The sequence below is a fragment of the Lacrimispora sp. 210928-DFI.3.58 genome, from assembly GCF_020554865.1.
Classification (GTDB): domain Bacteria; phylum Bacillota; class Clostridia; order Lachnospirales; family Lachnospiraceae; genus Enterocloster.
On record NZ_JAJCIC010000005.1, the window covers coordinates 73176 to 94965 of the forward strand.

The following is a 21790-nucleotide window of genomic DNA, read 5'->3' on the forward strand; positions in this document are numbered from 1 at the left end:
ATGAAACAGACAGATATTTATACAGAGGCTCTGTCTTGCCTGCGCCTGATTTTATGGGCTGATCACCCAGAATTCCAAAACTGGATCGACTGGCTGGAGAGGGATATTCAGGACTGGACCCAGCGCCGTGAGGTTGCCCACCATCTTCGGGCATACGGCGGCATGGGCTCGTTCAATGATCTGCCCAGTATGTGCGGAAATCACGACTATATTTTTGGCTTTCTCAAATCAGTGTGCTATACTTTCGGTCACCTTTATAACAAACGGGAAGGAGTTTCTCCGGAGGCGTTGATGGAGGAATGCGTTCGCGGCATGGAGCAGGAAGATTATTATTGCCGCAAGGAACTGAACCAAGCCATTGCCCAGCACTTGATGCAGGGCGATTTGCAGGAAAATTGGGATAAGCTGTAGGAGGATAAATGATGGTTCAAGCGTGGCGCAAGGTGGATTTTGGCACCGGAACGGTCACCTTTCTGGATGACACACAAAAAGAAGATATGCTGCAAGTGGAATATCCAAACGGATTTTTGTTGGATATGGGCTGGTATCAGGACAGATATATCATTCTTGTCATTCGGGATTTTGACTGGGCGCATCCGGTCAAGCGGTATGAAACGGCAGATAGGGATCAACTTCCTGCGCTGTTGACAGAGGCGGTTCGCAGTGTAGAACGGGCATCTCAGAATGACAAAGTGGAGAAATGGTGCAAAGAATCGTGAGGTAAGCGTATGGCAAAGGACATCAGGGAGTGTCTGCTGGAGCAGGCAGGAAAATTTCATCAGTGGCAGGAAATCACTTATCCCGGAAAAACCACCGAGGAGATTGGCGGTGTGTGGGAGGTTGATTATCATGCATGGAATGATATATTTGATGCCTTTTGCCATGTGCTGAACCAGATGGATGCAGAAACGGCAGACAGCGTCCTGCTGGATGAGATGGTCTATTTGATTGCCAGGGCCAACGAAGCGGAGGGGTTTATACAGGAAACCACTTCCCATCCCAAATGGTTTGAGTGCCTCTGCCGCAGGGCCACAGCATCTAATGAGAATGAAGCCAAGTGGCAGTTTGCCGCCTATCTGCCGGAATGCTCATGTAGTCAGGAAGTCAGGGATATAATTCTGGATTTCGCAAAGGACCCCAATGAATATGTGAGCCGTCGGGCGCTTTTGGCGATGCCCGCTCTGCGTCCTGACTGTGTGGAACAGTTCGCTCCGCTGTTTTGGGAGCGCAACTGTTACTCTCCTGAACTTCAGGAATACCAACGGATCGCCGTTCTGGTCTCACTGGATGCCATCCATTCCGACCTGCTTCCACAATACTTGGAACGGGCCAAGCAGGATGGTCGGAGCTATCTGCTGGAACACGCAAAACGAATCGAAGGAGGACTTGCCATGAACGAAAAACTGTCCCGTCCCCAATTCAATCAAATGGATACCACCGAGAAGCAGGCGCTGATGGAAAGCCTGGCTGCTCGTTATGATATGACCTTTCTCGGTCTACATACCTTTGACCGCTGGGGCCAGAGCTGCACCACCGGCATATTCGAGAAAGATGGTCGGGAGTTTGTCTTTGTTCCCGGCGATACCGTCACCCTGGGCTGGGAGCAGTTTGCCGTAGGGCTGAACCAGGAGAGCCGGGAGGAATTGGAGTATCTGTTCCGGGAATGGGAAATGGAGCAGGACCCGGTAGAACTCATTGGAGAGAGTATGGCTCCTGTCCGGCAAGTGGCCATCGGTTCCATGCTGGCAGGCCGGGAGCTGGAGGAAATTAACTGGGAGCCAGTCAAACTGGAGGACCCACGACTGCGCTCGGAATGGTTGGAAGATTTTCGCCAATTCGCTTTGACCGACAGGGACAGTCTTACTCTGGCAGGTCGTGCCCGTTTCGAACGGGATGGTGACAGCTGGCAGGTCAGCCTCTATCACGAGGTGGACTATCTGGACTTTCAAAACCGGCTGCAAAAACAGGGCTTCTCCCTGCCCACGGCGGACGAGTGGGCCTACCTGTGCGGCGGAGGGTGTCGGACCCTGTTCCCATGGGGAGATGGGTTAGACTACTCCATGCGTCTGCGCTGGTTTGAGGATATGGATGAGGATGAGAACCGGCCTTATGACATGGAGGAACCCAACTTCTTCGGCCTGTCTATCGCCTACGATCCCTATATGCGGGAAGTGGTGCAGGCTGATAGGCTTACCACCTGCGGCGGCGATGGCGGATGCAATATCTGCGGTGGGCTGGGCCCATTTCTCGGTTTCCTACCCTGTTCGCCCCACTGTAAGCCGGAAGTGCAGGAGGACAATGAACTAAACGGAGATTATGACTTTTATCGGCCTATCATTCGGCTGGAGAACTATGATTGACAATAGAAGCTTGATACAAAATAAAGAAAGAGAGGTGCCGACATGGGAGCATGGGGCATAAAAGCATTAGAGCGCGACGAAGGGCTGGATGTACTGGACATCCTCAAAAATGAATATGTACCGGAGCATCCGGTAATGGATCTGGGTGAGATGATCGAACTGATGAAAGAGGAGGTCATGCTGGGATCTGACTTCTCACAAATCGACTTCCTCTTTGACAATACTGCGATGGCTCTGGCAGAACTGTATTTCCAATGGAAGGATAACAGCAAGCTGGACTACGATCATGAAGAAGCTATATGGGATAAAGTCACTGGTTTCACAGCATCCAAAGAAGCCCTTGCCTTCCTGCTGCGGCAGCTCACCGACATCAAAAACGAGGTGCCGGACGAGGACGGCATCCGTGAGATTGTGGATCTTTGGAAGAACGAGGACAGCGGTGAGATCGCTCCTGCGTGGTTGGAACACTTGAATCAGCTCATTGATCGACTGGATTCAGAACAGGAGGTGCGGAAAATGTATATCAAAAAATACTGGGGCAACTTTATTGGCGGTTCCGATGACAGTCTGAACCTTGTGGCGTTTCTGGAAGACCAGAAGAAAGACGAAATCCCCCTCAGCGAGATTTTTACCAAAATCGGTCTGGACAAGCAGGACTGGGATTTCCACCAGACCGTGGAGTACCTGGAATTCACCCACTCGGGTGGCGTGGAGATGGACTTTCACTTCGCCATTGATGTGGTCACCGATCTGGCCGCCATCCTGTTGGAGTGCAGCGTCAGTGGCGGTGTGAACCTCCACGATCTGGACGAGTACAACACTCCTTCCCGCCGTATCCGAATCACCGCCACGCCAGAGGAACACGAGGCCATGGACAGAACCCTTGCGGACTTTGCTGGGAATCCTCTATCCTATGATCTCCACGAAATGATGGATGACGAGGAGATACAGGAGATGGCTCGGGATGTGGAGGCGCTGCGGAAGGAGCTGTACGAAGCCTCCGGCCGTAACCGTAACTACCATGTGAAAGCGGAGGATGTGAAACATTTGCTCCCTGACTGGGAGGGTGCCGATGGCTGCATCGCTACGGGCCGCATCACGGTGGAGGGCTGCAAGGTGGGCTACTGCTACCGGGAGGAGCCGGACGGCGACTGGGACAGCGGCTGGCGCTTCACCGCTGGTGACGAGAGCGAGGCGTACATGGACGACCCCAACAATGCCGGGATCTACAAGCTGAACACAATCTGCAACGACGATCCCGACATCATTCCTCTGCTGAACACCCCCGCCCCCTGCGCCTTTGAGCGGGATGAGAACGGCGTGTTCCAGCAGATCAAAGACTGGAAACCGGAACAGGATGAGGAGGACCAGGATATGGACATTTTGCAGCAGTGCCAGAAGTGGCATGAAAAGGGGCAATACCAGAAGATCATTGACGCGCTGGAGGCTATCCCTGTCGAGGAGCATACCCCTGAGATGGACAGTGAACTGGCCCGCGCCTACAACAACCTGGCTGTTCCAGAGGATCGGGAACTGTATCAGAAGGCTCTTTCCTTGCTGAAACCCCATGCAGACTACTTTGCAGAAGACTACCGTTGGAACTTCCGTATGGGCTATTCCTATTACTATCTGGATCAGGAGGGCCGGGCATTGCCCTATTTCCGCAAGGCGTTGGAGAAACTTCCTGGTGATGAAGATACCCAAAAGCTCATTGATGCCTGTGAGAGTCTTATTACCTTGCCCCAGTTCTCGGAGTGCTTCCGGGAGCGGACAGAGAACTGGTGGGAAACCTTTGCCGAGATGGAAGCAGAATTGCGCCGGATGATGGACGAGGACAAGGATCATACCCGAGGCGCGGAGATCGTGGCCCAAATGGAGGAAACCCTGAATCTGGTTTTTGATGAGATCTCCTTTGAAATGGGCTTTAACGGTGAGAAGTACGAGCTGATCCTTACCCCAGAGGGCGACAAGGTCAAATTGTTTGAGCTGGTCTACTTCCAGAAGCACGCCCCCAAGGAGGTGCTGGAACACTGGAACATCCTTGTGGGCCGTCAGCCCCTCCAAAACATCGGACTGCGCACCGACGATGGCTGGGACATCTCCGGGGAGGATGTGCAGCTCTGGCTGGAGGAGCAGGGTGAAAACAGCTTCGCCATCTCCTCCTACTGTGAAAAGCTGCTGCCCATGCTCCAGGAGGAAGAAGGCCGGGCCTGGTGGATGCTCACCACCCTCACCGATCAGGTGCTGGGTGAGATCCCCCACATGAGATACATCGACAGCTTCGATGTGATGGAGGAACCCAGGGCAGAGCCGTCCTTCCTCCTGTCCCAGCTGCCCGACAAACTGCGGGAGCAGGGCCTGGAGCTCTCCACCGACCCGGAAGCCTATCTGGAGAGCTATCTTGGCTACAAAATGGAACCCAATGAAGATCTCGACGCCGATTGGCGGTTGGATATCATGGTGGGCTCCACTTGCTGTGTGCCGCTCATCAACGGCTATCTGAATGCCGACAATGACTTCATGGACGATCTCCATGCCGACGGCGCGGTAGCGGGCTTCTTCTGCTATCCCCTGGATACCCTGCGGGAGGAGGAAGGCAGTCAGAAGATCTTCGACTTCCGGGACAAGCTGGAAGAAGTGTTTACCACTGATGAAGGATCGGAAGTGCTCACTCTCACCGGCGGGGCCACCGGCCTCTACTGTGGCTATGTGGACTTCATCGCCTGGGACATCCGAGAGGCGCTGAACATGGCGAAAGAGTTCTTTGAAGGCACGGACATCCCATGGGCCATCTTCCACACCTTCCGCCGTGAAGCCGGTTCTGTACCCCTAAAGCAACAAGATGATGGGCCAGAAACTGAGAATCAGGATGACGAGTTGGATGAAACGCTTACGGGCATGGACTATATTCCTTATACCCAACAGAACGCCGAAGCATTCTTCGCTCAGCTGGAGCAGTGGAACGACGAAGACGAGTACACCCGCTGTATCCAGGCACTGAATGCCATCCCGGAGGATTGGCGAAACTACCGCACCGCCTACGCCCTGGCCCGTGCCCTGGAGAACTACGCCATCATCGGGGACCATGACGAAGGTACTTTGAAATCCAAGGGAGACAAAGCCCTCCTGAGGGCCATTGAGGTGCTGGAGTCCGTCCGGGAGGAAGGCCAGGACAAGGCAGAGTGGAATATGCGGATGGCCTACGGCTATCAGTATCTCTATGGTCAGGAGGAAAAGGCCATTCCCTACGCTCAGCGGTGGGCGGAACTGGACCCGGAGGACGAAAATGCCCCAGCGGTAATTCGGGAGTGTAAGGCGGAGATTCGGAAACGTCAGCGCAGCCGGAAGAAGAAGGCCAAATTCGTGCCCGGTGATACTCCATTTGAGGGCTTCGACCTCACCAACTTCTGGGATGATAATTGGTATGCACTGAAAGAATATGTCAGCGATCCGCCTTCCGATGAGCTGATTGCCAGCGTGGAGGAGGAACTGGGCTACAAGCTGCCCGCCGCCTACATCTGGCTGATGAAGCAGCACAACGGCGGCATTCCGGTGAACACCTGCTATCCCTGCGATGAGCCTACCTGTTGGTCAGATGATCATGTGGCCATCACCGGCATTTTCGGAATCGGACGGGAAAAGAGCTGCTCCCTCTGTGGAGAGCTGGGCAGTCAGTTTATGATCGATGAGTGGGAGTATCCTGCCATCGGCGTGGCCATCTGCGACTGTCCAAGCGCCGGACACGATATGATTTTCCTGGACTACCGTGCCTGCGGCCCCCAGGGAGAGCCTGCGGTGGTCCATGTGGATCAGGAAAACGACTACAAGATCACCCATCTGGCAGACAGCTTTGAGGAGTTCATCCGCGGACTGGATCATGAATCCCTGTATGATCCGGATGAAGATGTAGAGGATCTTGAGGATGACGCCGACGAGGAGGAAACTGACCGTAAGGGCTCCTTTGCCGGATCTGTGCTCCTCTCCAAAGCAGAGTGGGACAAGGAGCAGTTGATTCGGGATCTGCGGGAAGAATGGGGCATCGTAGATGAGGAGCCGGATGAGGGCGACGAAGACGATGAGAACAGCGATGACGCTGTGGTAATGCGGGTCGGCGGAATGATGCTGATCGTGACACTCTTCCACGGTCACATCCCGGACAGTGAAGCGGAGATCAACGCCGAAAACAACTATATGTGGCCAGAGGCCGTAGAAGTGGCCAAAGCGCACAAGGCCCATATCATGGTGGCTGTGTTGGGCGAGGAGGAAAAACTGCTGGAACGCGGTAAGCTGTTCACCAAGGCGATGGCAGTATGCTGCAAGCAGAAATACGCCACCGGTGTCTACACCAGCGGTGTGGTATTTGAGCCTCGTTTCTATGAGGGCCTTGCCGATATGCTCAAAGAGGACGAACTGCCCATCTTCAACTGGGTCTGGTTCGGCCTGTACCGGAGCGAGGGGGGCCTAAACGGCTACACCTACGGCATGGATGTGTTTGGCAAGGAGGAGATGGAGGTACTGAACACCGACGCCGAGCCGGAGGATCTGCGGGACTTTTTGGCCAGCCTTGCCTCCTATGTGCTGGCGTGTGATGTGACACTGCAAGACGGCGAAACCATCGGCTTTTCCGCAGACGATAAGCACACCATCACCCGCAGTCCTGGCGTCTCCCTGCCGGAGGAGCAGATGACCCTGAAGATCGGTTACGAGCCTATAAAGGGAGATCCGGAGGATGACGATGACAGCATAGGAATGGATGATGTTTCCTATCATATTGAGAGCATTGAGGAGAAGGAACTGCCTATTGACCCCATCAATGCTTATAACCACATGGCCATCTACCTGCGCTGGTGTATGGAGCACGACCTGATGGGCGGGAAATTCCTGGCGGAGCATGGCGAAGTGGTAAATCAGGTCAAAGCCGATCCAGGCAACACAGACCTACGAACATTCATCCGGGAGGAGCTGTTCGGCTGTCTATTCTCGGCTCTGTTCAATCAGAAAGGCCGTGCCTTTGCCCATTATTACTATGGAGAAAATGATGCGCCCTATTATCCTGCCGACATTGATGACTATGCCCTGAAATATTTTGGTCCGTCCCGGTACCACTCCAATGAATTTCAACAGGAGGCATACTTATTCATCCCATTTGATGAGAAATACTATCAGGCCATGGCTCAAGTGATTGAGGAACGCTTTGAAAACTGGCAGGAACAGGACTTCGACGAGGACACGCTGGAGCCTTCCGAAGTGGCTCATGCCATCATGGAGTATCTGGACTGCGAGTGTACCTATTTCCCATCCATGGCAGATGATGACCCCATCATGTCGGCATACAGCTACGCCCAGCGGCTGGGGGTACGGGAGGGCTTTGTTCCCGTGCTTATCCAGGCGGATGATGAAACGCTGTTGGAGTGTTTGGTAATGAACGCCGATCCGGAGCATGATGCGGACTTCTATGAATTTGACCTCAAAACCGTAACGGAGTACCGGAAGAAGATGCTCTCCGCTCCCGTCAAGGACGGAAAGGCGGTTTTGGAGGAATTGACCGGCCAGCGCAAGGAAGAAGCCGAGGACGATGATCTGGACTGGGAGGAAGAAGTCCTGGGCGAGATGGAGGGCGGAGAACCCAACGACCGCTTCGCAAACTATTGGAACGATGATACCGGAATGACATATCCGCTCATTCTGGCTAAAATTCCGGTAAAGAACCCCTGGGAGATCTTCGCCTACCTGCCCTTTGGAAATTGGAATGAGTGTCCCGACACACCGGACCTGATGGCAGTGGCGAAATACTGGTTCGAGCAACATGGTGCCATCCCTGCCGCCATGAGCCACGATGAATTGGAGTTTGAACTTCCAACTCCGATCTCCAAGGAAAGAGCTATGGAGGTGGCTGTGGAGCAATATGGTTTCTGCCCAGATTTGGATCAGAATGAGGATGGAAGCATTGGCTCCTTGGCAGATGTCCTGTGGCAGTCCACCGTCTGGTATTTCTGGTGGGATTGATGGGAGGTGCGACCAATGACAGAATATCAGAAAACCTATATCGAACTAAAAAAACAGTTTGTTGCGACCAATGAAGGTCCGGACAGTGTCCGCGCTCTATATACCTTCAAGGAAGAACTTGAGCAGAGTGAGGATCAGCAGGCCAAGGAAGTGCTGGTGGATGTGTATGATCTACTGGACTTCAAGAAGGATGCCTATGAACTGCTCTGCCAAATCGGAAATCGTTCCGATAAAAAGACCCTCAAGCGGCTGGGCACGCTGAAGGACTATGCGGAAAACTGGGGCAATCATTATGCTCTCCCCAAGCCCAAAACGCCGGAGGAAAAGCAGAAAGAGAAGGAACGGCAGGCCCAGCTGGGCCTGCCCGCCTTCCGGTATCACCCAAACCCTCTGGAAACTGGGGCTTTTGAGGAATCCGCAGACGGCGTTGTCTGCGACTGCTGCGGCAAGACGACCCATATTTTCTATACAGCCCCCTTTTACGCTGTGGAGGATATTGCATATCTGTGCCCAGAGTGCATCGCCAACGGCGAAGCAGCCCGGAAATATGACGGTAGTTTTCAAGATGATTTCTCTGTGGACGATGGTGTAGACGATCCGGAGAAGCTGGACGAGCTGATCCACCGCACCCCCGGCTACTCCGGCTGGCAGCAGGAATACTGGCGCGCCCATTGTGGTGACTATTGCGCCTATTTGGGTAATGTGGGAGCCAGAGAACTGCGGGCACTGGGTGTGCTGGAGGAGGTGCTGGACGACCCCATGTGGGACGAGGAGCAGAAGGGAATGATCCGGGAATCCGTCAATGGCGGGCATCTGCAATGCTATCTGTTCCAGTGCCTCCACTGCGGAAAGCACCTGGTCTGGATGGATTTTGATTGAGGAGTTTTCAAAAGGTAGGATACAAGCAATGAAAACTAAAACGCTGACCATTCAACTGAATGATGAACAACTGCCCATCCTCCCAGTGGAACCGGAAGCTCACCTCTCCTTTACCACTCATGCCGACGGAAATGAATTGGAGTTAACGGGAAACCGGGCGGGGCTGCTTCTATTGGCGAAAGCCGCTCTTGGTATGGCGGAAACCATTCGTGAGGATGGATTTCATATCCATTTGGATGACCTGTATGGCATCAACGCCGAGGGGAAAAGCATCCTGATCCGAAAGGAGGAACAATCAAAACCATGATTGAAAAAAACTTTCTCAACCCCGCCACAGATAAAAGGAATCAGATAGTAAAGGTGAAATGATAATGGATCTGTCCATAAAGGAAATAAGCATAGATATTGTTATACAAACGGAATGCTTTATGCCCAAATAAAGATAGATGATAGTTTCTTTACTATTCCGCCAATTCGTGATGAAAAACAGATGGATTGCTAAAATAAAGAAATTGAGGGCTATGGGATTGGAAATCTTTCGCCCGCCGATATGAAATTCCGAAGCAAGTTCAGAAAGGAGGCAAGTACCTATGTCAACCTGGAGCGGAATCCGAAACAAACTGGAAAGTGACTACCTGTGCCCGGCACTCCGGGGCCACATCCAGTATTTTGCCACCAGTTACAGTAAAAGTGCCGACCATGAGGGCCGGGCAGCCATTCGTGTGGACGGTGTGGAAGTGCTGCGGAGCAACTACTACACCTATTTTGGAAATGTGTGGACGAAATTTCATCAGTTGCGGTCCACCACGCTGAAAGATTGCGACTCCGCAAAGGAGGCCATCAACCAGGCTTATGCCTATGCGCTGGAGCAGGGCACCTTTGACCAAAAGGTGTTCTATGAGGCGTTTGGGATCTTTGATAACCAGAGCATTGAGAAAAGCCTCGTCAGTGAGAATCCCCTTGTCCGCATCTTTGCCCTTCTGGACCGCAGGCTGGGAAAGCGCCGCCTGCTGGCTTTGGAGGACTCCATGGAGCAGGAACTGGACTGGGTGCGGGCTTTCTATGTGATCCGGTTGCAGGCCGAAGGATTGATGAAAGGCAAAAAGCACTTACAATAAGCTACATATCTGGAGAAAACATGAAAGTATTTAGAAAAAAGAAGCGTAAAATTATTATAGATGGTCACGCTTTTTCTTGGATTGTCAATGAGACTGCTACCCATGTAAAAGTCAGATGTTATAGTTTGAAATCAACATACATCGAGGTGATTTTTAATTGGGGAATTGCTACATGGGCTATTAACTTCTATCAACCTTCTGTTGTATCAACAATGATACAATATGCAATAAAATTAGGATGGAAATATCAATTGAAAAATCAAATTATTGTGGTGCCTGCTAATGAAAGCGAACAATGGGCGAAAGACGCTGGTATTATCATTGATTGTAATTAGTTAATCCAATACCCTAATTTTGTTCGACTTATTAGTAATAATGTGAATAACGATCAGGAGGAACTGCCATGTCACAGATCGCATCCTTTTATCTACTCAAAGACGGGCGGCGGCAGGAGCTGTCCAACGGTGACTGCTCCGGCGCGGTCTACATGGCCATCTGGGACTGGTGTGAGAGCGAGCTGGATCTGGATGTCCGATTTCCTGTTCCCCAGACAGAAGACACCTTGGACTGCGCCATGCTGGAGGGAGAACTGGCGTCTAAACTGCTGGCAGCTCTGCGGGAGCGGAACCTCCCGGAACTGGCCGCTGAAATTGCCCCGGACTGGGACCTGCCCACCGAGGCGGTGCAAAGCGGACTGGAAACGCTGCGCTCCCATCTGGAGCTGGTGCAGGGCGACGCTGCCCTGCTGTATGAGATGACTTGACGGGCCTATGTCCATGCCAAGGATGCAGGTTAAGAAACGGAGAGAAATACTATGGTGAGAGATGGACTTGTGTTCAAAGATGAGGATGGTCAGGTCATATTCAACCAGTATAGCTTCTGCGAACTGGTGAAACGCCTGCTGGTGGAGCTGGTGGGGATCTCCTATGAGGAATCCTCCCAGATAGTGGAACACTCACCGCTGGCAGAGCCAGTGGCTGATGCCATGGGAGTGGCGATATTCAGCCATGAGTTGCCCTATTACTGGGCTATGTTTTTCTACTATGGAAACGGTTATTGGCAAAGGGGTATTCCAGCGCAGCCAGAGGATATGGATGCCTATGAAGCCTTGGAAAATAAGATCATGGAGAAATATGACTTAAAGGAGCTGTTTATATGGACATGAGAGAGGTGTTTATCATTGACGGTCGCCGCTTTTCTAACATGGCCGGTTTTTATGACGAGGTGGAGCAGGTGTTTACCTGCGGCTTAGACTGGAAGATTGGTCGAAACCTGGACGCCTTCAATGACATTCTCCGAGGCGGTTTTGGGCGGCATGAGTATGGCCAGCCCCTCCGCATCAAGTGGCTGGCCTATGAAAAAAGCGTCCGCGATCTCGGAAAAGAGACTATGGACACCATTACAGAAATCATTTTGGATACGGATCATTCCGGGCACGACTGTACCCTGGAACGGCTTTGACATAACAGAAAAGGAGAAAAACTTATGGGACTTGACATTTACGCCGGGACGCTGACCCGGTACTATTCTCACAACTGGAAAACTGTTGTTCAGCAGTGGGCGGAGGAAAACGGATATACCTTCAACCGGATCATGCCGGATGGAGAAATTGCTGACAACGAAGAGGAGCTGTCCCCAGCTGAGGTTCAGGCTGCGGTTGAGAATTGGCGAGATCAGATCTTGAGCGCCATTTCTCAACCGGGCCAGCCCCCCTACGCTCCTTGGCTTGAAGATAATGAGAAACCTTATTACACCGACAAGCCGGATTGGGATGCCTTCGGCGCTATGTTGCTGGTAGCCGCCTGCCATACATACGGCGAGCCGGTGCCTCTCACCGTGGAGAAGGACTGGATCTTCGGGGAGCATCCTCTGGTCGCCCGCCTTGCATCGGATGAGGAGCGGGTGTGGTCCCTGTTTCGGGGGGCTACCTGGTGGCTCCCTCTTTCCGACAGCTTTCTGTTCCAAGGGCCCTTGCCTACCGATGACACCGCCGCTATCGCCACCTTGGGTGGACTGCGGAAGGAGCTGGAAAAGCTGAACCAGCTGGCGTGGCAGGCCGATGAGGACACTATCCTTGGCTGGGCAGACACCGAGGGATACCCGGTAGACGGAACCGTAGACTCAGATGGGCAGTACAGCAAGGCAGACATCCCGGAACACACCCAGTATGACACCCAATCCCTGGCCAAGTTCGCCTTCTCCATGTTCTGGCGGGCCATGCGGTTTGCCGAGGAACAGCAGGTGCCCATCCTGCTGGATTATTAAGGAGGAAACCAAATGAGCAATAAAGTTTTCCAGCAAAACCTGGACGACAAAAAAGGTCCCCAGCTCGGAGGCCCCTATCTCATTCAGATGCTGTTCAAAGAGCCGGTAGAAATGCCGAATAAAGAAAAAATAACTGCCGTAATGGAGAAACACATCGGATCAACAGAGTGCTTCTGTTACGATAAGAAAATGGCCGGCTTTGCCGCACAGGAGCATATTGCAGAGTTCAAGGACGGAAAATGCCCGGTGCAGCTGATGGTGATGAAATGCGATAAGTTCAAGGGCAAAGGCTTTGATGCCTTCCTGATGAGCCAGATGTGGGACTGCCAGGAGGACCGGGAGCGGATCTTCCGGGAGTGCAAATATCAGGTGGTAGCCACCGATATGCTGGCAGCGGCGCTTCCGGCGCTGGAGCGTGCCAACCTGGATGCCGACTTTTTGGAGGCTCTGGCGGAGCTGTATCCTACCTGTGAGGCGTTCTATTTCCAGAACTGCGGCAAGCTGTTTCTGGCGGAGGATGTGCGTTCCCATCAGATCGAGGGCTCGGATCGCTTCATCCGCTTTGGCGTCAATGTCCGTTTCTTCAACATCGAGGGCACCGAGGATATGCTCATCGACACGGTGGGCATGAGCACCCTGTTCCTGCCCGACCTCCAGTACCACTTCCACGGCATGGACCCCAACTGGGTGGTAAACCACGCCTACAATGTGGCATCGTACATATTGGAGCATGATAACCCCATTCAGGATGGAGAAACCATAGACGGCGTGGCGGATGGCCAGATGTGCCGGGAGATTCAGTGGAAGTGCCAGTATGAGGACGCCCTGATCCAGCCGCCCAGAGGGGTGCTGGACATTAATATGGGAGAGTGTGCGTCTGGAATGCGTTAATATAAAATGATGCCATATAAAAAAGATAGTTGACATTATATCGTAAAATGACAGCTATCTTTTTTATATAAGGGTTTTGGTTAAGATTTTCGTTCTACAAACCACCGGCCTATATAAGCTCCCGTTAAATTTGTACTGCGTTCAAAAAAGAGATGGCTTTGCTTTCCGTTTACCAAAATTGTATAACAGTCGCCCTGACCTCCAGCTTTCCTTGCGACAGAGGGTTTCACATTCAAAATGCGGTCAATTGTATAAGGCGTTCCGTCTTCCCAGGTAAGTTCTTCTGGAAGCATTTTTCCGTCTGGAAGGAAGGCTGCTCTTACGTTTACATAAACCTTGCAGTCTGTCTGAACACCGCTCATATAGTTCTACCTCCTTAAAAAGTTTTTTAACTTCTTCCAGTTCTTCCTCAAGTGTAGATGCATCTGAATGGAAAATGAGATGTGCTTCATCCTTTGTCCATCCGCATAGCAGATAATCACCAGTATGTGTTAGCTCAGAGGTATAGTAAAAATATTGCTGCTTATCTAATTGACAGCAGAAATAGACACACCGGGTAAGAGGGGAGAGGATAGGAGATGGAGTAATAAGCTGATAGATGATAGTTGTCCCATTGTTGCAAAGTTCTTTTCTAAGGGAAAAATCGTTTTCCGTATATGGACAAATATAATCAGACTCTTCCTGATACATGGCATGGAACAAGTCAAGGTATAGATCGGAGCCATTTTTTTCAAGATCCTGACAAAATGATTTTGGGGAAAGATAGAAAAAATGGGGGTTCCATTTATGTTCTACATAGTATATATCGCGGATAGTATCTTCGTTCATCAGTAGTCCTCCTATTCAATTGTTTTCAGAAAATTCCCATGTGATACGATGGGAGACTCCAGTTTATAACCTTTACGTTTCATGACACGAAATTTAAAGTCCAGTAATTCTGCTGGTACATAAAGAGCTTTGGCCGCCTGAAAGAAAAACTGGTCTTCGTTTAATGCATTTAATACGCAGTCATCGGATAACAGCAGTTCGGCAGCAAAGAGATTTGCTTCATATTCCTGCCGATCTGTATCGTCAAATAGTGTAAATTCATGAAACGCAGCTGTTATGTTTGTATGAAGCACGGAGTGAGCAATTTCATGAGCCAGTATGACCCGTTGAATCACTTCCGGTAAATCGCTGTTGATTGTGATATGTTTGATTCTGCGGTGCTGAACATAAAATCCTTTGCAGCACCCTTTATATCTTCCCATCGGTTTTAATACCACGATAATTTTCATTGCCTGTGCCAGACGGAATGGATCCGATTCACCATATTTTTTCTGGATCCGTCTGACTTCTTCAGATATGGATTGAATAGTCAAAACAGCTCCCTCCTTTCGGACTATATTACGGGAGAAGATTATTGTGGATTTTTCTTTTTGCCAAAGGTTTTTCTGGCTGCTTTTTTACAGTCATAGTATGCTTCGGCAACTGCCTGAAAATAAGCATCTTTTGCTTCTTCGCTTAGAGTGCCTCCTGCAAAAAGAGCTGTGTTCTCAGCCAGCATTTTCTGTAGATCCAACGCCTCCCTGGTTCCGCTATTTTTTCTCATATCTTCTACATATTCCATGCGGTCTAAGCCGTAAGATGGATCCTCTATGTTATCGTTCTGCAGATACTCGGTTGATACCTCCAGTGCCTTTGCCAGTTTATAAAGCTGTGCCTGGTATGGTTTTCTTTCGCCTAATTCATAAGAAGTAATTGTCCGGATACCCATTCCGGCTTTTTCTGCTAATTGTTTCTGACTTAATCCAAGATTTCCGCGTTGTTCTTTAACTTTAGCACCAAAAGATTTCATGTCAGACCTCCATTCGTTTTAGTGTGCGTAAACTTGCTAACTGTGCTATTGACAAGTGTGCATGTAGTTGCTAATATTTGAATTAGCAAGAGTTGGCAAGTATCAGTGACTATATGCACATTATAGTGGTAAGTGTGCAAGCTGTCAAGAATAAGTGTGCTAATACTTGCTAGAAAAAATTGGAAGAGGGTACAGAATATGAATCGGACAATCCTTCATAGTGATATGAACTGTTTTTATGCTTCTGTAGAAATGATGCTGAACCCAGAGCTACAGGGAAAAGCAGTAGCAGTGTGCGGGTCCACAGAAAACCGTCATGGAATTGTTCTTGCAAAATCAGAGAAAGCGAAACAAGCAGGAATAAAAACAGGAATGGTTAACTGGGAGGCAAAACGACTTTGTCCGGATTTGATTTTGGTTCCACCCCAGTATGAACAGTATTTAAAATATTCCAATATGGCAAGAGAGATTTATCAGGAATATACAGACCTGGTAGAGCCTTACGGAATGGATGAGTGCTTTCTGGATGTGACAGCAAGTCAGGTTCTTTATGGTTCTGGAAAAGAAATTGCAGACCAGATTCGCTGCAGGATGAAGAATGAACTGGGATTGACTGTTAGTATAGGAATTTCATTCAATAAAATATTTGCAAAACTGGGAAGTGATATGAAGAAGCCGGATGCCATAACTAGCATTGAAGAATCAGAATGGAAACAAAAGGTTTGGCCGCTTCGGGTATCGGAATTATTATTCTGTGGCCGCTCAACTACAAAGAAGCTGGAGCAAGTTGGAATTTATACGATAGGAGATCTGGCAGAAATGGATCATGATTATGTGAACCAGCTTCTTGGTAAAAATGGGCTGATGCTGTGGTCATATGCAAATGGTCTGGATGATAGTCCGGTAATGGAGAAGGACTTTGTGTCTCCGATGAAAAGTGTGGGGCATGGAATTACTTGTACAGCAGATCTTAAAACAGAAGAGGAGGTCTGGAAGGTTATTCTGGAATTATGCCAGGACATAGGACATCGATTAAGGATTCATGGATTGAAAGCACAGGGGATTCAGATAGCGATTCGCAGTCAGGAACTATTTACAAGGCAGTATCAAGGTCAACTTTCCCTTCCGACGATAGTGCCTTTGGAAATTGCTAAACTGGCGAGGGAACTATTTCAGAGAAATTATGATTGGAAGGAACCTGTGCGTTCGGTAACTGTTCGTGCAATCAACTTGGTATCAGCAAAAGAACCGGAGCAAATCTGTTTGTTTTCGGATCCAATCCGGCTTGAGAAAGAAGAAAAATTATTTCTGGCGATTGAGGAAATTCGGCGGCGATTTGGAAAAAGGGCTATCTATCCAGCGGCCTTGATGAAGGATCTGAAGATGCCAGAATACCGAGATCATGGTTTGATTATGCCGGGAGTTATGAACCGGTAAGATAGGAGGGGCTTATGGGACGGAAAAACTCATTGGCAAAAAACAGTATTCAGATGCTGTGTGTGATGCAGCATCTGGATGAACAAAATTTATATGAAAGGTCAAAATTGTTATTATCTATTTATCGAAATGTATGCTGGACGGCCTGTGACCGTGCTGCAATGCTTCGTGAAGAAGCAGAATATTGTTATGGCAGAGAACTGGAGGAGGGGCTTCTATATCTGAATGATTTTGCTCCTACTGTAGAGAGGGAAAAGTTTGAAGAAACAGTAAAAAGCCTGTTCCAGACCAAGTGGCTTGTGGAACTGGTAGACTCGGCCATGGTTAAAATGCGTGATTTTCCATATTCACCACAGCTTTATTTTGACATTGTGTTTAAGTGTTATTTAAGCCGGTTCCGATATACAGAGCCTGAATTACTGGAAACGCTTCGGATGGAAAGAAGCACATATTATGATAGAAAAAAGGAAGCAATTAAAATATTCGGTCTATCCCTTTGGGGGAGTGCTCTTCCTCAAATCAAACAGGCTTTGGAAGAACCGTTACTTTATGAATAGAGGAGAGGTGGTTTTATGAGCAACAAAAAGAAAATGGAAGTTTTGTATTTTGTTGAGCAATACATAAAAAGGTATGGATATCCGCCTACTGTGCGGGATATCGGAAAAGGTTTAGGGTATCGTTCCCCATCAACTGTGCATGGTTATCTTCGGCAATTGAAGGAAGAACATCTGATTGAAAGTGACGGAAGCAAACCGAGAACGCTTCATATCAATTAAATAGTCCGACTAAAGTCCGACAAGAGTCCTACTGAAAGTCCGACTTCTCTCATGTTATAGTCAGTACACTGGATGGTCAGTGTGCTGAGCGAGAAGATCTCATACAGAAATGTATGGGGTCTTTTTTTATAGTGTTTTGTGTGCTGCATCCAATTTCTAATTTGTTAAAAGCCAGCGGGATCCTCCCGTTGGCTTCTTTTTTTCTAAGGAGCAGCGTATGGAGAAAAGCTCTTGCTTGGGGATTGCCAGAAACCTATGTCGTAGTCCGCCACTTGTCCTTCGTTTTCACCACCCAACGAAAACTAAGGAGGACAGGAACATGGCAAAACCGTATAAGATACCGGATTTTAGAAAAATGTATCCGAAAGCCAGCGAGGAAGTAATCGCTGTATTGAGAACAAGTGAAAGAAAAATGCAGTATCAGGAATATGACTTAAAAAGAGCAAGAAATATCGTAGATCCTAAAACAGGAGAGAAAATGACCATTCCTAGCAGAGAGGATTCCTATGAACGCCTGCAGGAAATGGCTGTGCAATTTCCAGAAGAAAACAGAAGTGTTGAGGATCAGATTCTGAAAAAAATAGAGTGTGAACAGTTACATAAATTCCTTTTAGAACTCTCGAAAGAAGAACAGTGGTTGATTCAGGAACTCTATTTTGAGGAACGGACGGAACGGGAGGTAGCTTCGGTACTTGGATTGTCACAGAAGGCGATAAACAAACGGAGACAGAAGATTTTAGAGAAACTGAGAAAATTATTTTAATTATTTTTCTGTTTTTGGTTCTCAAACTTCTCTGCCAGCGTGGAAAGAAGTGAAGGGGACTGATTTCTCTTTCTGTTCTTTGGCAAAAACTGTGTGAAACAGTCATATCCGGCAATACAGATACCTTAGTTGTTCAGCCCAAAAGGAAAAGCACAAAGGAAAATCCGCCACGACCACCTGCAGATAGTCAGAGTGTCTGTCAATAAGATGACATCAAAGGTGCAGAGCGAAAAAAATTTGTCCTTAAAGCAGTTTTGGCAGACTGCCTGCAATGACCTGAACAGCCTATAATGATACTTCCGTCCAGTCACAGCCCCGCAAAACGGGAACACGCAATGAGGGCGGCTCGGAGAGACCCTCGGAGGGGAACAATCCCATGACAGCCTTAAGCCATGGCTGGTCAGTGTTGCCGCCCAAAGATATCGGTTGTAACAGGAATATCAGTATTTCCGATATCTGGTTCCGGGAAGTTGTGTCGAATAGGAACTTTTGAAAATGAAGAACAAGTGATTTTTAACAGAAACTATGGCGGCAGCTTTATATTTATCCAGCGGAAAAGGAAAGATAGATCAGCTGGATAAGGCTGCCGCTATCCTTGTGTTCTAAATCACAAAATGATAAGGAGGAAGATGTATATGCGTGTCAAAGAATTTATGGAATTATATTCTGACAGCAATTTTCATTTTATGACATCGAAAGGATATTTATTTCTGAATTCTGACCAGGTAAAATCCATACTTTTGGAAGGGCAGAAAGAAGCAGCCAAGAAGGAGCTGGGAAAGGGAATCCGAGCTGATGAACTTTTGGCAGGCGAGGTCATCAGCGTAAGCTGGAAAAAGGGCATTTGCCATATGACGGCAGAATTACATAGAGATAGAGACTTTTCATAAAGAGTAGAAATATTCGTAGTCCAGAGTAGATGGAAGGAGGGGAAGTGTTACGATAAAAAAAGGAGATATATATTATGCAGACCTGATGCCGGTAATAGGCTCTGAACAGGGGGGAATCCGGCCGGTTTTGATTATTCAGAATGATGTTGGTAATTGTTACAGTCCAACCGTCATTGTGGCAGCAATTACAAGTCGGCCTAATAAGCACTGGATACCTACACATATCGAATTGGGAAATCATGTAAGAGGACTCCATAATGATTCTGTTATTTTATTGGAGCAGGTAAGGACGATTGACCGGATAAGATTAAGAGGGTATGTGGGAAGTCTGAGTGGAGCCATGATGCGTAAAGTAGATGAGGCAATTCTCGTGAGTTTTGGTGTAACAGTACAGAGAAGAACATAAAGGGTGTTTGGAAAAGGAGCAGGAGGCAGGAATGGGTCAGGGAAAACGTGCGTGGATCTATTGTGCGATTGATGCACCGGAAGATAGAAATGGTGCATTAAAAAGTCAGTTTAAACAGCTGATTGATTATGGAGAGCAGATGGGATTTGAACTGGTTGGAAGTTCCAGTGATGTGGGGACAACTCCGCTTTGGAATCGAAATGGATTTCGTCATTTTATAGAAGCGGTTCAGAAAGAACAGATAGATGTTCTTTTGATTGTAAACCGTGGCAGGCTGTCTAGATCATCCATGCAGCTCGCAAGATTTCAGATCCTTCAGGAAAGCTATGATGTCGATGCATATTCGCCATTGGAAGGGAAAATTAAGTTTGGCAGTTGAAAAAATAGGAGAGAAGATTTTATGAGAGCAGAAGAAAAGAATATGGTAGAACGGATCATGGACACAGAAACGATGGGATATGCCTATGAGTATCCATATGGTGGGGGAGCCAGAAAAGAATATATGTTGGCACTGACCCCGGAGAACTTGGCAAATTTTATCGGTGCGAGAGGATATGATGCTAAAAAAATAGTGATTACCGATGTGTTGGATCGCCTGATTGTGAATACCTGTATGGGGATGCTGGATGTTTGTCCGGACCAGAAATTATGTGGGAGAATTATTGAGTATTTGGCGCCGATCCAGCTGGGAGAGAAGGAGGCTGGAGAGATTTTGGCGGTGGAACGCAATGCGGCAAATGAATATTTTGCTATGGAAGATGAAGCGGTTACGATGGCAGAATGCCAGATGTTATAGAGATTGTTGAGGAGGTAGAACGATCATGATTGGGATATTGATTGTTGCGGCAGTTGGAATTATTGGATTTTTGTTAACTGCAGGTATTGCATTTGGAATAGCAGGGAGTTATCAAATCGATTGACGTTGTTTATTGATAATGCTTCGTTTGAAAAGGAAAGATTGTTACATTGTGTGATAGCTATGAGAAGAGTAACACGGTATACTGTGTATAGCGTTAGAGGAAAGGAGTAAAGTAATATGGCAAGGTATATTGTGGATTCCCAGATAGATAATCACGAAAAATATTATTTCATTCGTGAACAGGAGAGCCAAGATATAGTGTTACTGCCCTCCAAGTATCTAATGCATAAAAAAAGATCAAAATTGTCACCTAACACTATCAGAAGAAGTGCAGGAGCCATTTCATACTATCTGAACTATATAGATGAGACTGGCATTCAGTTAGATGATGTATGGGAGATGCCATATGATAAGCAGCAGGAACACTTTACAGACTATTTGATATGGTTACAGGCAGGATTGCATAGTGGAGATAGTTATAAAAAGAAACCATATAATGAGACCTGTAATGCGTATTTAAAAGAGGTGTTCCGATTTTATAGATTTTCTGGACAGCAGGATGAATCTACAAAGCAATTGAAAGTCCTCTCTGATATGAGAATTATTGTACATAATTCAGTGGGAGTAAAAAGAACATTATATCGGAATACATTTCATGGATATCTACAGGAAAAAGGACATATAGGGAAGACCATAGAGCAGGATAAGATCGTGATTTTATTAAAGGCATGTGCCAATTGTCGCGATCAAATCCTGCTTTTATTATTAGCAGAAACGGGATTTCGCATCGGGGAACTTTTGGGAGTCCGGTATGCGACAGACATTGATTATGAGAGACACTTGCTGTATGTCAATTTTAGAGAAGATAATGAAAATGGAGCCAGGGCTAAGAATGCAGAGTACAGAAAGGCAAAAATCAGCGATGCCACCTTTGAAATTCTGCAGTTTTATATAGAGGAATATAAAGACCTTATTTTCCAGCAGGAATACTTGATTATTAACATTTCGGGAGATTATGCAGGAAAACCGATGCAGGACTCAGGCGTCTATGCATTGATGGAACGGCTGCAGAAGAAGACTGGGATTAAAGTAACACCACATATGCTGCGGCATTATTTTGCAAATGCTCGCCGGAAGGCTGGATGGAAGCTGGAACTTATCAGTCAAGCGCTTGGGCATCGAAATATAGAAACAACGATGAGATATTTAAATATATCGGATCAGGAGTTGATGGATGTCAGTGATGAATTTTATAGAAAACATCAGTCCATTTATGAAATTGACAAATTACTTTAGGGAAGGA

At 48.2% G+C, this 21790-nt stretch carries 25 protein-coding genes; 22 read left to right on the plus strand and 3 right to left on the minus strand.

From position 1 onward, the window contains the following. From LIZ87_RS05010 to LIZ87_RS05070, 13 genes are all read left to right on the plus strand, one after another. Nucleotides 1-411 (plus strand): DUF6966 domain-containing protein, encoded by a 411-nt coding sequence (locus LIZ87_RS05010; protein ID WP_227145636.1) that lies wholly within the window; start codon nt 1-3, stop codon nt 409-411. An 11-nt stretch (nt 412-422) separates the two neighbouring features. Further along, entirely contained in the window at nt 423-719 is a 297-nt protein-coding gene (locus LIZ87_RS05015) for a hypothetical protein (protein WP_227145638.1), read from the plus strand. Between the two features lie 9 nt (nt 720-728). Beyond that, nucleotides 729-2360 (plus strand): formylglycine-generating enzyme family protein, encoded by a 1632-nt coding sequence (locus LIZ87_RS05020; protein WP_227145639.1) that lies wholly within the window; start codon nt 729-731, stop codon nt 2358-2360. Nucleotides 2361-2402: 42 nt separating this feature from the next. Then, entirely contained in the window at nt 2403-8366 is a 5964-nt protein-coding gene (locus LIZ87_RS05025) for an immunity protein Imm33 domain-containing protein (RefSeq protein ID WP_227145641.1), read from the plus strand. Between the two features lie 15 nt (nt 8367-8381). Further along, a complete protein-coding gene (locus tag LIZ87_RS05030; protein ID WP_227145644.1) occupies nt 8382-9245 on the plus strand; it encodes a CbrC family protein in 864 nt (287 codons plus the stop codon). Between the two features lie 28 nt (nt 9246-9273). Next, on the plus strand, nt 9274-9552 hold the full coding sequence (locus LIZ87_RS05035; RefSeq protein ID WP_040342499.1) for an Imm32 family immunity protein: 279 nt from the start codon (nt 9274-9276) through the stop codon (nt 9550-9552). A gap of 283 nt (nt 9553-9835) precedes the next feature. Then, nucleotides 9836-10363, plus strand: coding sequence for an SF0329 family protein (locus LIZ87_RS05040; RefSeq protein ID WP_227145646.1), 528 nt, complete (start codon nt 9836-9838; stop codon nt 10361-10363). 20 nt (nt 10364-10383) lie between these two features. After that, on the plus strand, nt 10384-10698 hold the full coding sequence (locus LIZ87_RS05045) for a hypothetical protein (protein WP_227145648.1): 315 nt from the start codon (nt 10384-10386) through the stop codon (nt 10696-10698). Nucleotides 10699-10766: 68 nt separating this feature from the next. Continuing rightward, complete coding sequence (locus LIZ87_RS05050; protein ID WP_227145650.1) at nt 10767-11126, plus strand: hypothetical protein; 360 nt, start codon at nt 10767-10769, stop codon at nt 11124-11126. Nucleotides 11127-11177: 51 nt separating this feature from the next. Continuing rightward, on the plus strand, nt 11178-11528 hold the full coding sequence (locus tag LIZ87_RS05055; protein ID WP_227145652.1) for a hypothetical protein: 351 nt from the start codon (nt 11178-11180) through the stop codon (nt 11526-11528). Next, complete coding sequence (locus LIZ87_RS05060; protein ID WP_227145654.1) at nt 11519-11824, plus strand: barstar family protein; 306 nt, start codon at nt 11519-11521, stop codon at nt 11822-11824. The genes LIZ87_RS05055 and LIZ87_RS05060 overlap by 10 nt, the downstream gene beginning before the upstream one ends. Nucleotides 11825-11848: 24 nt before the next feature. Continuing rightward, complete coding sequence (locus LIZ87_RS05065; RefSeq protein ID WP_227145656.1) at nt 11849-12628, plus strand: hypothetical protein; 780 nt, start codon at nt 11849-11851, stop codon at nt 12626-12628. A 12-nt stretch (nt 12629-12640) separates the two neighbouring features. After that, nucleotides 12641-13519: a DUF4261 domain-containing protein gene (locus tag LIZ87_RS05070; protein WP_227145658.1), complete on the plus strand. Its 879-nt coding sequence runs from the start codon at nt 12641-12643 to the stop codon at nt 13517-13519. A gap of 243 nt (nt 13520-13762) precedes the next feature. Here the strand turns inward: LIZ87_RS05070 and LIZ87_RS05075 are convergent, their stop codons facing one another. The 3 genes from LIZ87_RS05075 to LIZ87_RS05085 are packed head-to-tail and all read right to left on the minus strand — an operon-like array spanning nt 13763 to nt 15356. Continuing rightward, complete coding sequence (locus tag LIZ87_RS05075) at nt 13763-14347, minus strand: hypothetical protein (RefSeq protein ID WP_227145659.1); 585 nt, start codon at nt 14345-14347, stop codon at nt 13763-13765. A gap of 11 nt (nt 14348-14358) precedes the next feature. Further along, the gene (locus LIZ87_RS05080; protein WP_002593751.1) at nt 14359-14880 is read right to left on the minus strand and encodes an ImmA/IrrE family metallo-endopeptidase; all 522 of its coding nucleotides are present in this window, start codon (nt 14878-14880) and stop codon (nt 14359-14361) included. 38 nt (nt 14881-14918) lie between these two features. Continuing rightward, nucleotides 14919-15356 (minus strand): helix-turn-helix domain-containing protein, encoded by a 438-nt coding sequence (locus tag LIZ87_RS05085; RefSeq protein ID WP_002593750.1) that lies wholly within the window; start codon nt 15354-15356, stop codon nt 14919-14921. Nucleotides 15357-15554: 198 nt separating this feature from the next. On the opposite strand from LIZ87_RS05085, the gene dinB reads away from it, so the two are divergent. The 9 genes from dinB to LIZ87_RS05130 all read left to right on the plus strand — a co-directional run bounded on the left by dinB (nt 15555) and on the right by LIZ87_RS05130 (nt 21783). Then, the gene (gene dinB, locus LIZ87_RS05090; RefSeq protein WP_002593749.1) at nt 15555-16793 is read left to right on the plus strand and encodes a DNA polymerase IV; all 1239 of its coding nucleotides are present in this window, start codon (nt 15555-15557) and stop codon (nt 16791-16793) included. A gap of 14 nt (nt 16794-16807) precedes the next feature. Further along, complete coding sequence (locus LIZ87_RS05095) at nt 16808-17350, plus strand: hypothetical protein (protein ID WP_002593748.1); 543 nt, start codon at nt 16808-16810, stop codon at nt 17348-17350. 15 nt (nt 17351-17365) lie between these two features. Continuing rightward, the gene (locus LIZ87_RS05100; protein WP_002593747.1) at nt 17366-17569 is read left to right on the plus strand and encodes a hypothetical protein; all 204 of its coding nucleotides are present in this window, start codon (nt 17366-17368) and stop codon (nt 17567-17569) included. A gap of 319 nt (nt 17570-17888) precedes the next feature. Beyond that, nucleotides 17889-18332, plus strand: coding sequence for an RNA polymerase sigma factor (locus tag LIZ87_RS05105; RefSeq protein ID WP_227145661.1), 444 nt, complete (start codon nt 17889-17891; stop codon nt 18330-18332). Nucleotides 18333-18967: 635 nt separating this feature from the next. After that, entirely contained in the window at nt 18968-19222 is a 255-nt protein-coding gene (locus LIZ87_RS05110; protein WP_002593745.1) for a hypothetical protein, read from the plus strand. A gap of 52 nt (nt 19223-19274) precedes the next feature. After that, entirely contained in the window at nt 19275-19628 is a 354-nt protein-coding gene (locus LIZ87_RS05115; RefSeq protein ID WP_038292372.1) for a type II toxin-antitoxin system PemK/MazF family toxin, read from the plus strand. A gap of 31 nt (nt 19629-19659) precedes the next feature. Continuing rightward, nucleotides 19660-20007 carry a recombinase family protein gene (locus LIZ87_RS05120; RefSeq protein WP_227145663.1) on the plus strand — a complete coding sequence of 116 codons (348 nt, stop codon included), beginning with the start codon at nt 19660-19662 and terminating at the stop codon, nt 20005-20007. A 21-nt stretch (nt 20008-20028) separates the two neighbouring features. After that, nucleotides 20029-20424: a hypothetical protein gene (locus tag LIZ87_RS05125; protein WP_227145665.1), complete on the plus strand. Its 396-nt coding sequence runs from the start codon at nt 20029-20031 to the stop codon at nt 20422-20424. Nucleotides 20425-20664: 240 nt separating this feature from the next. Continuing rightward, nucleotides 20665-21783, plus strand: a complete 1119-nt coding sequence (locus LIZ87_RS05130; protein WP_118584702.1) for a tyrosine-type recombinase/integrase — start codon at nt 20665-20667, stop codon at nt 21781-21783. Nucleotides 21784-21790: the final 7 nt, after the last annotated feature.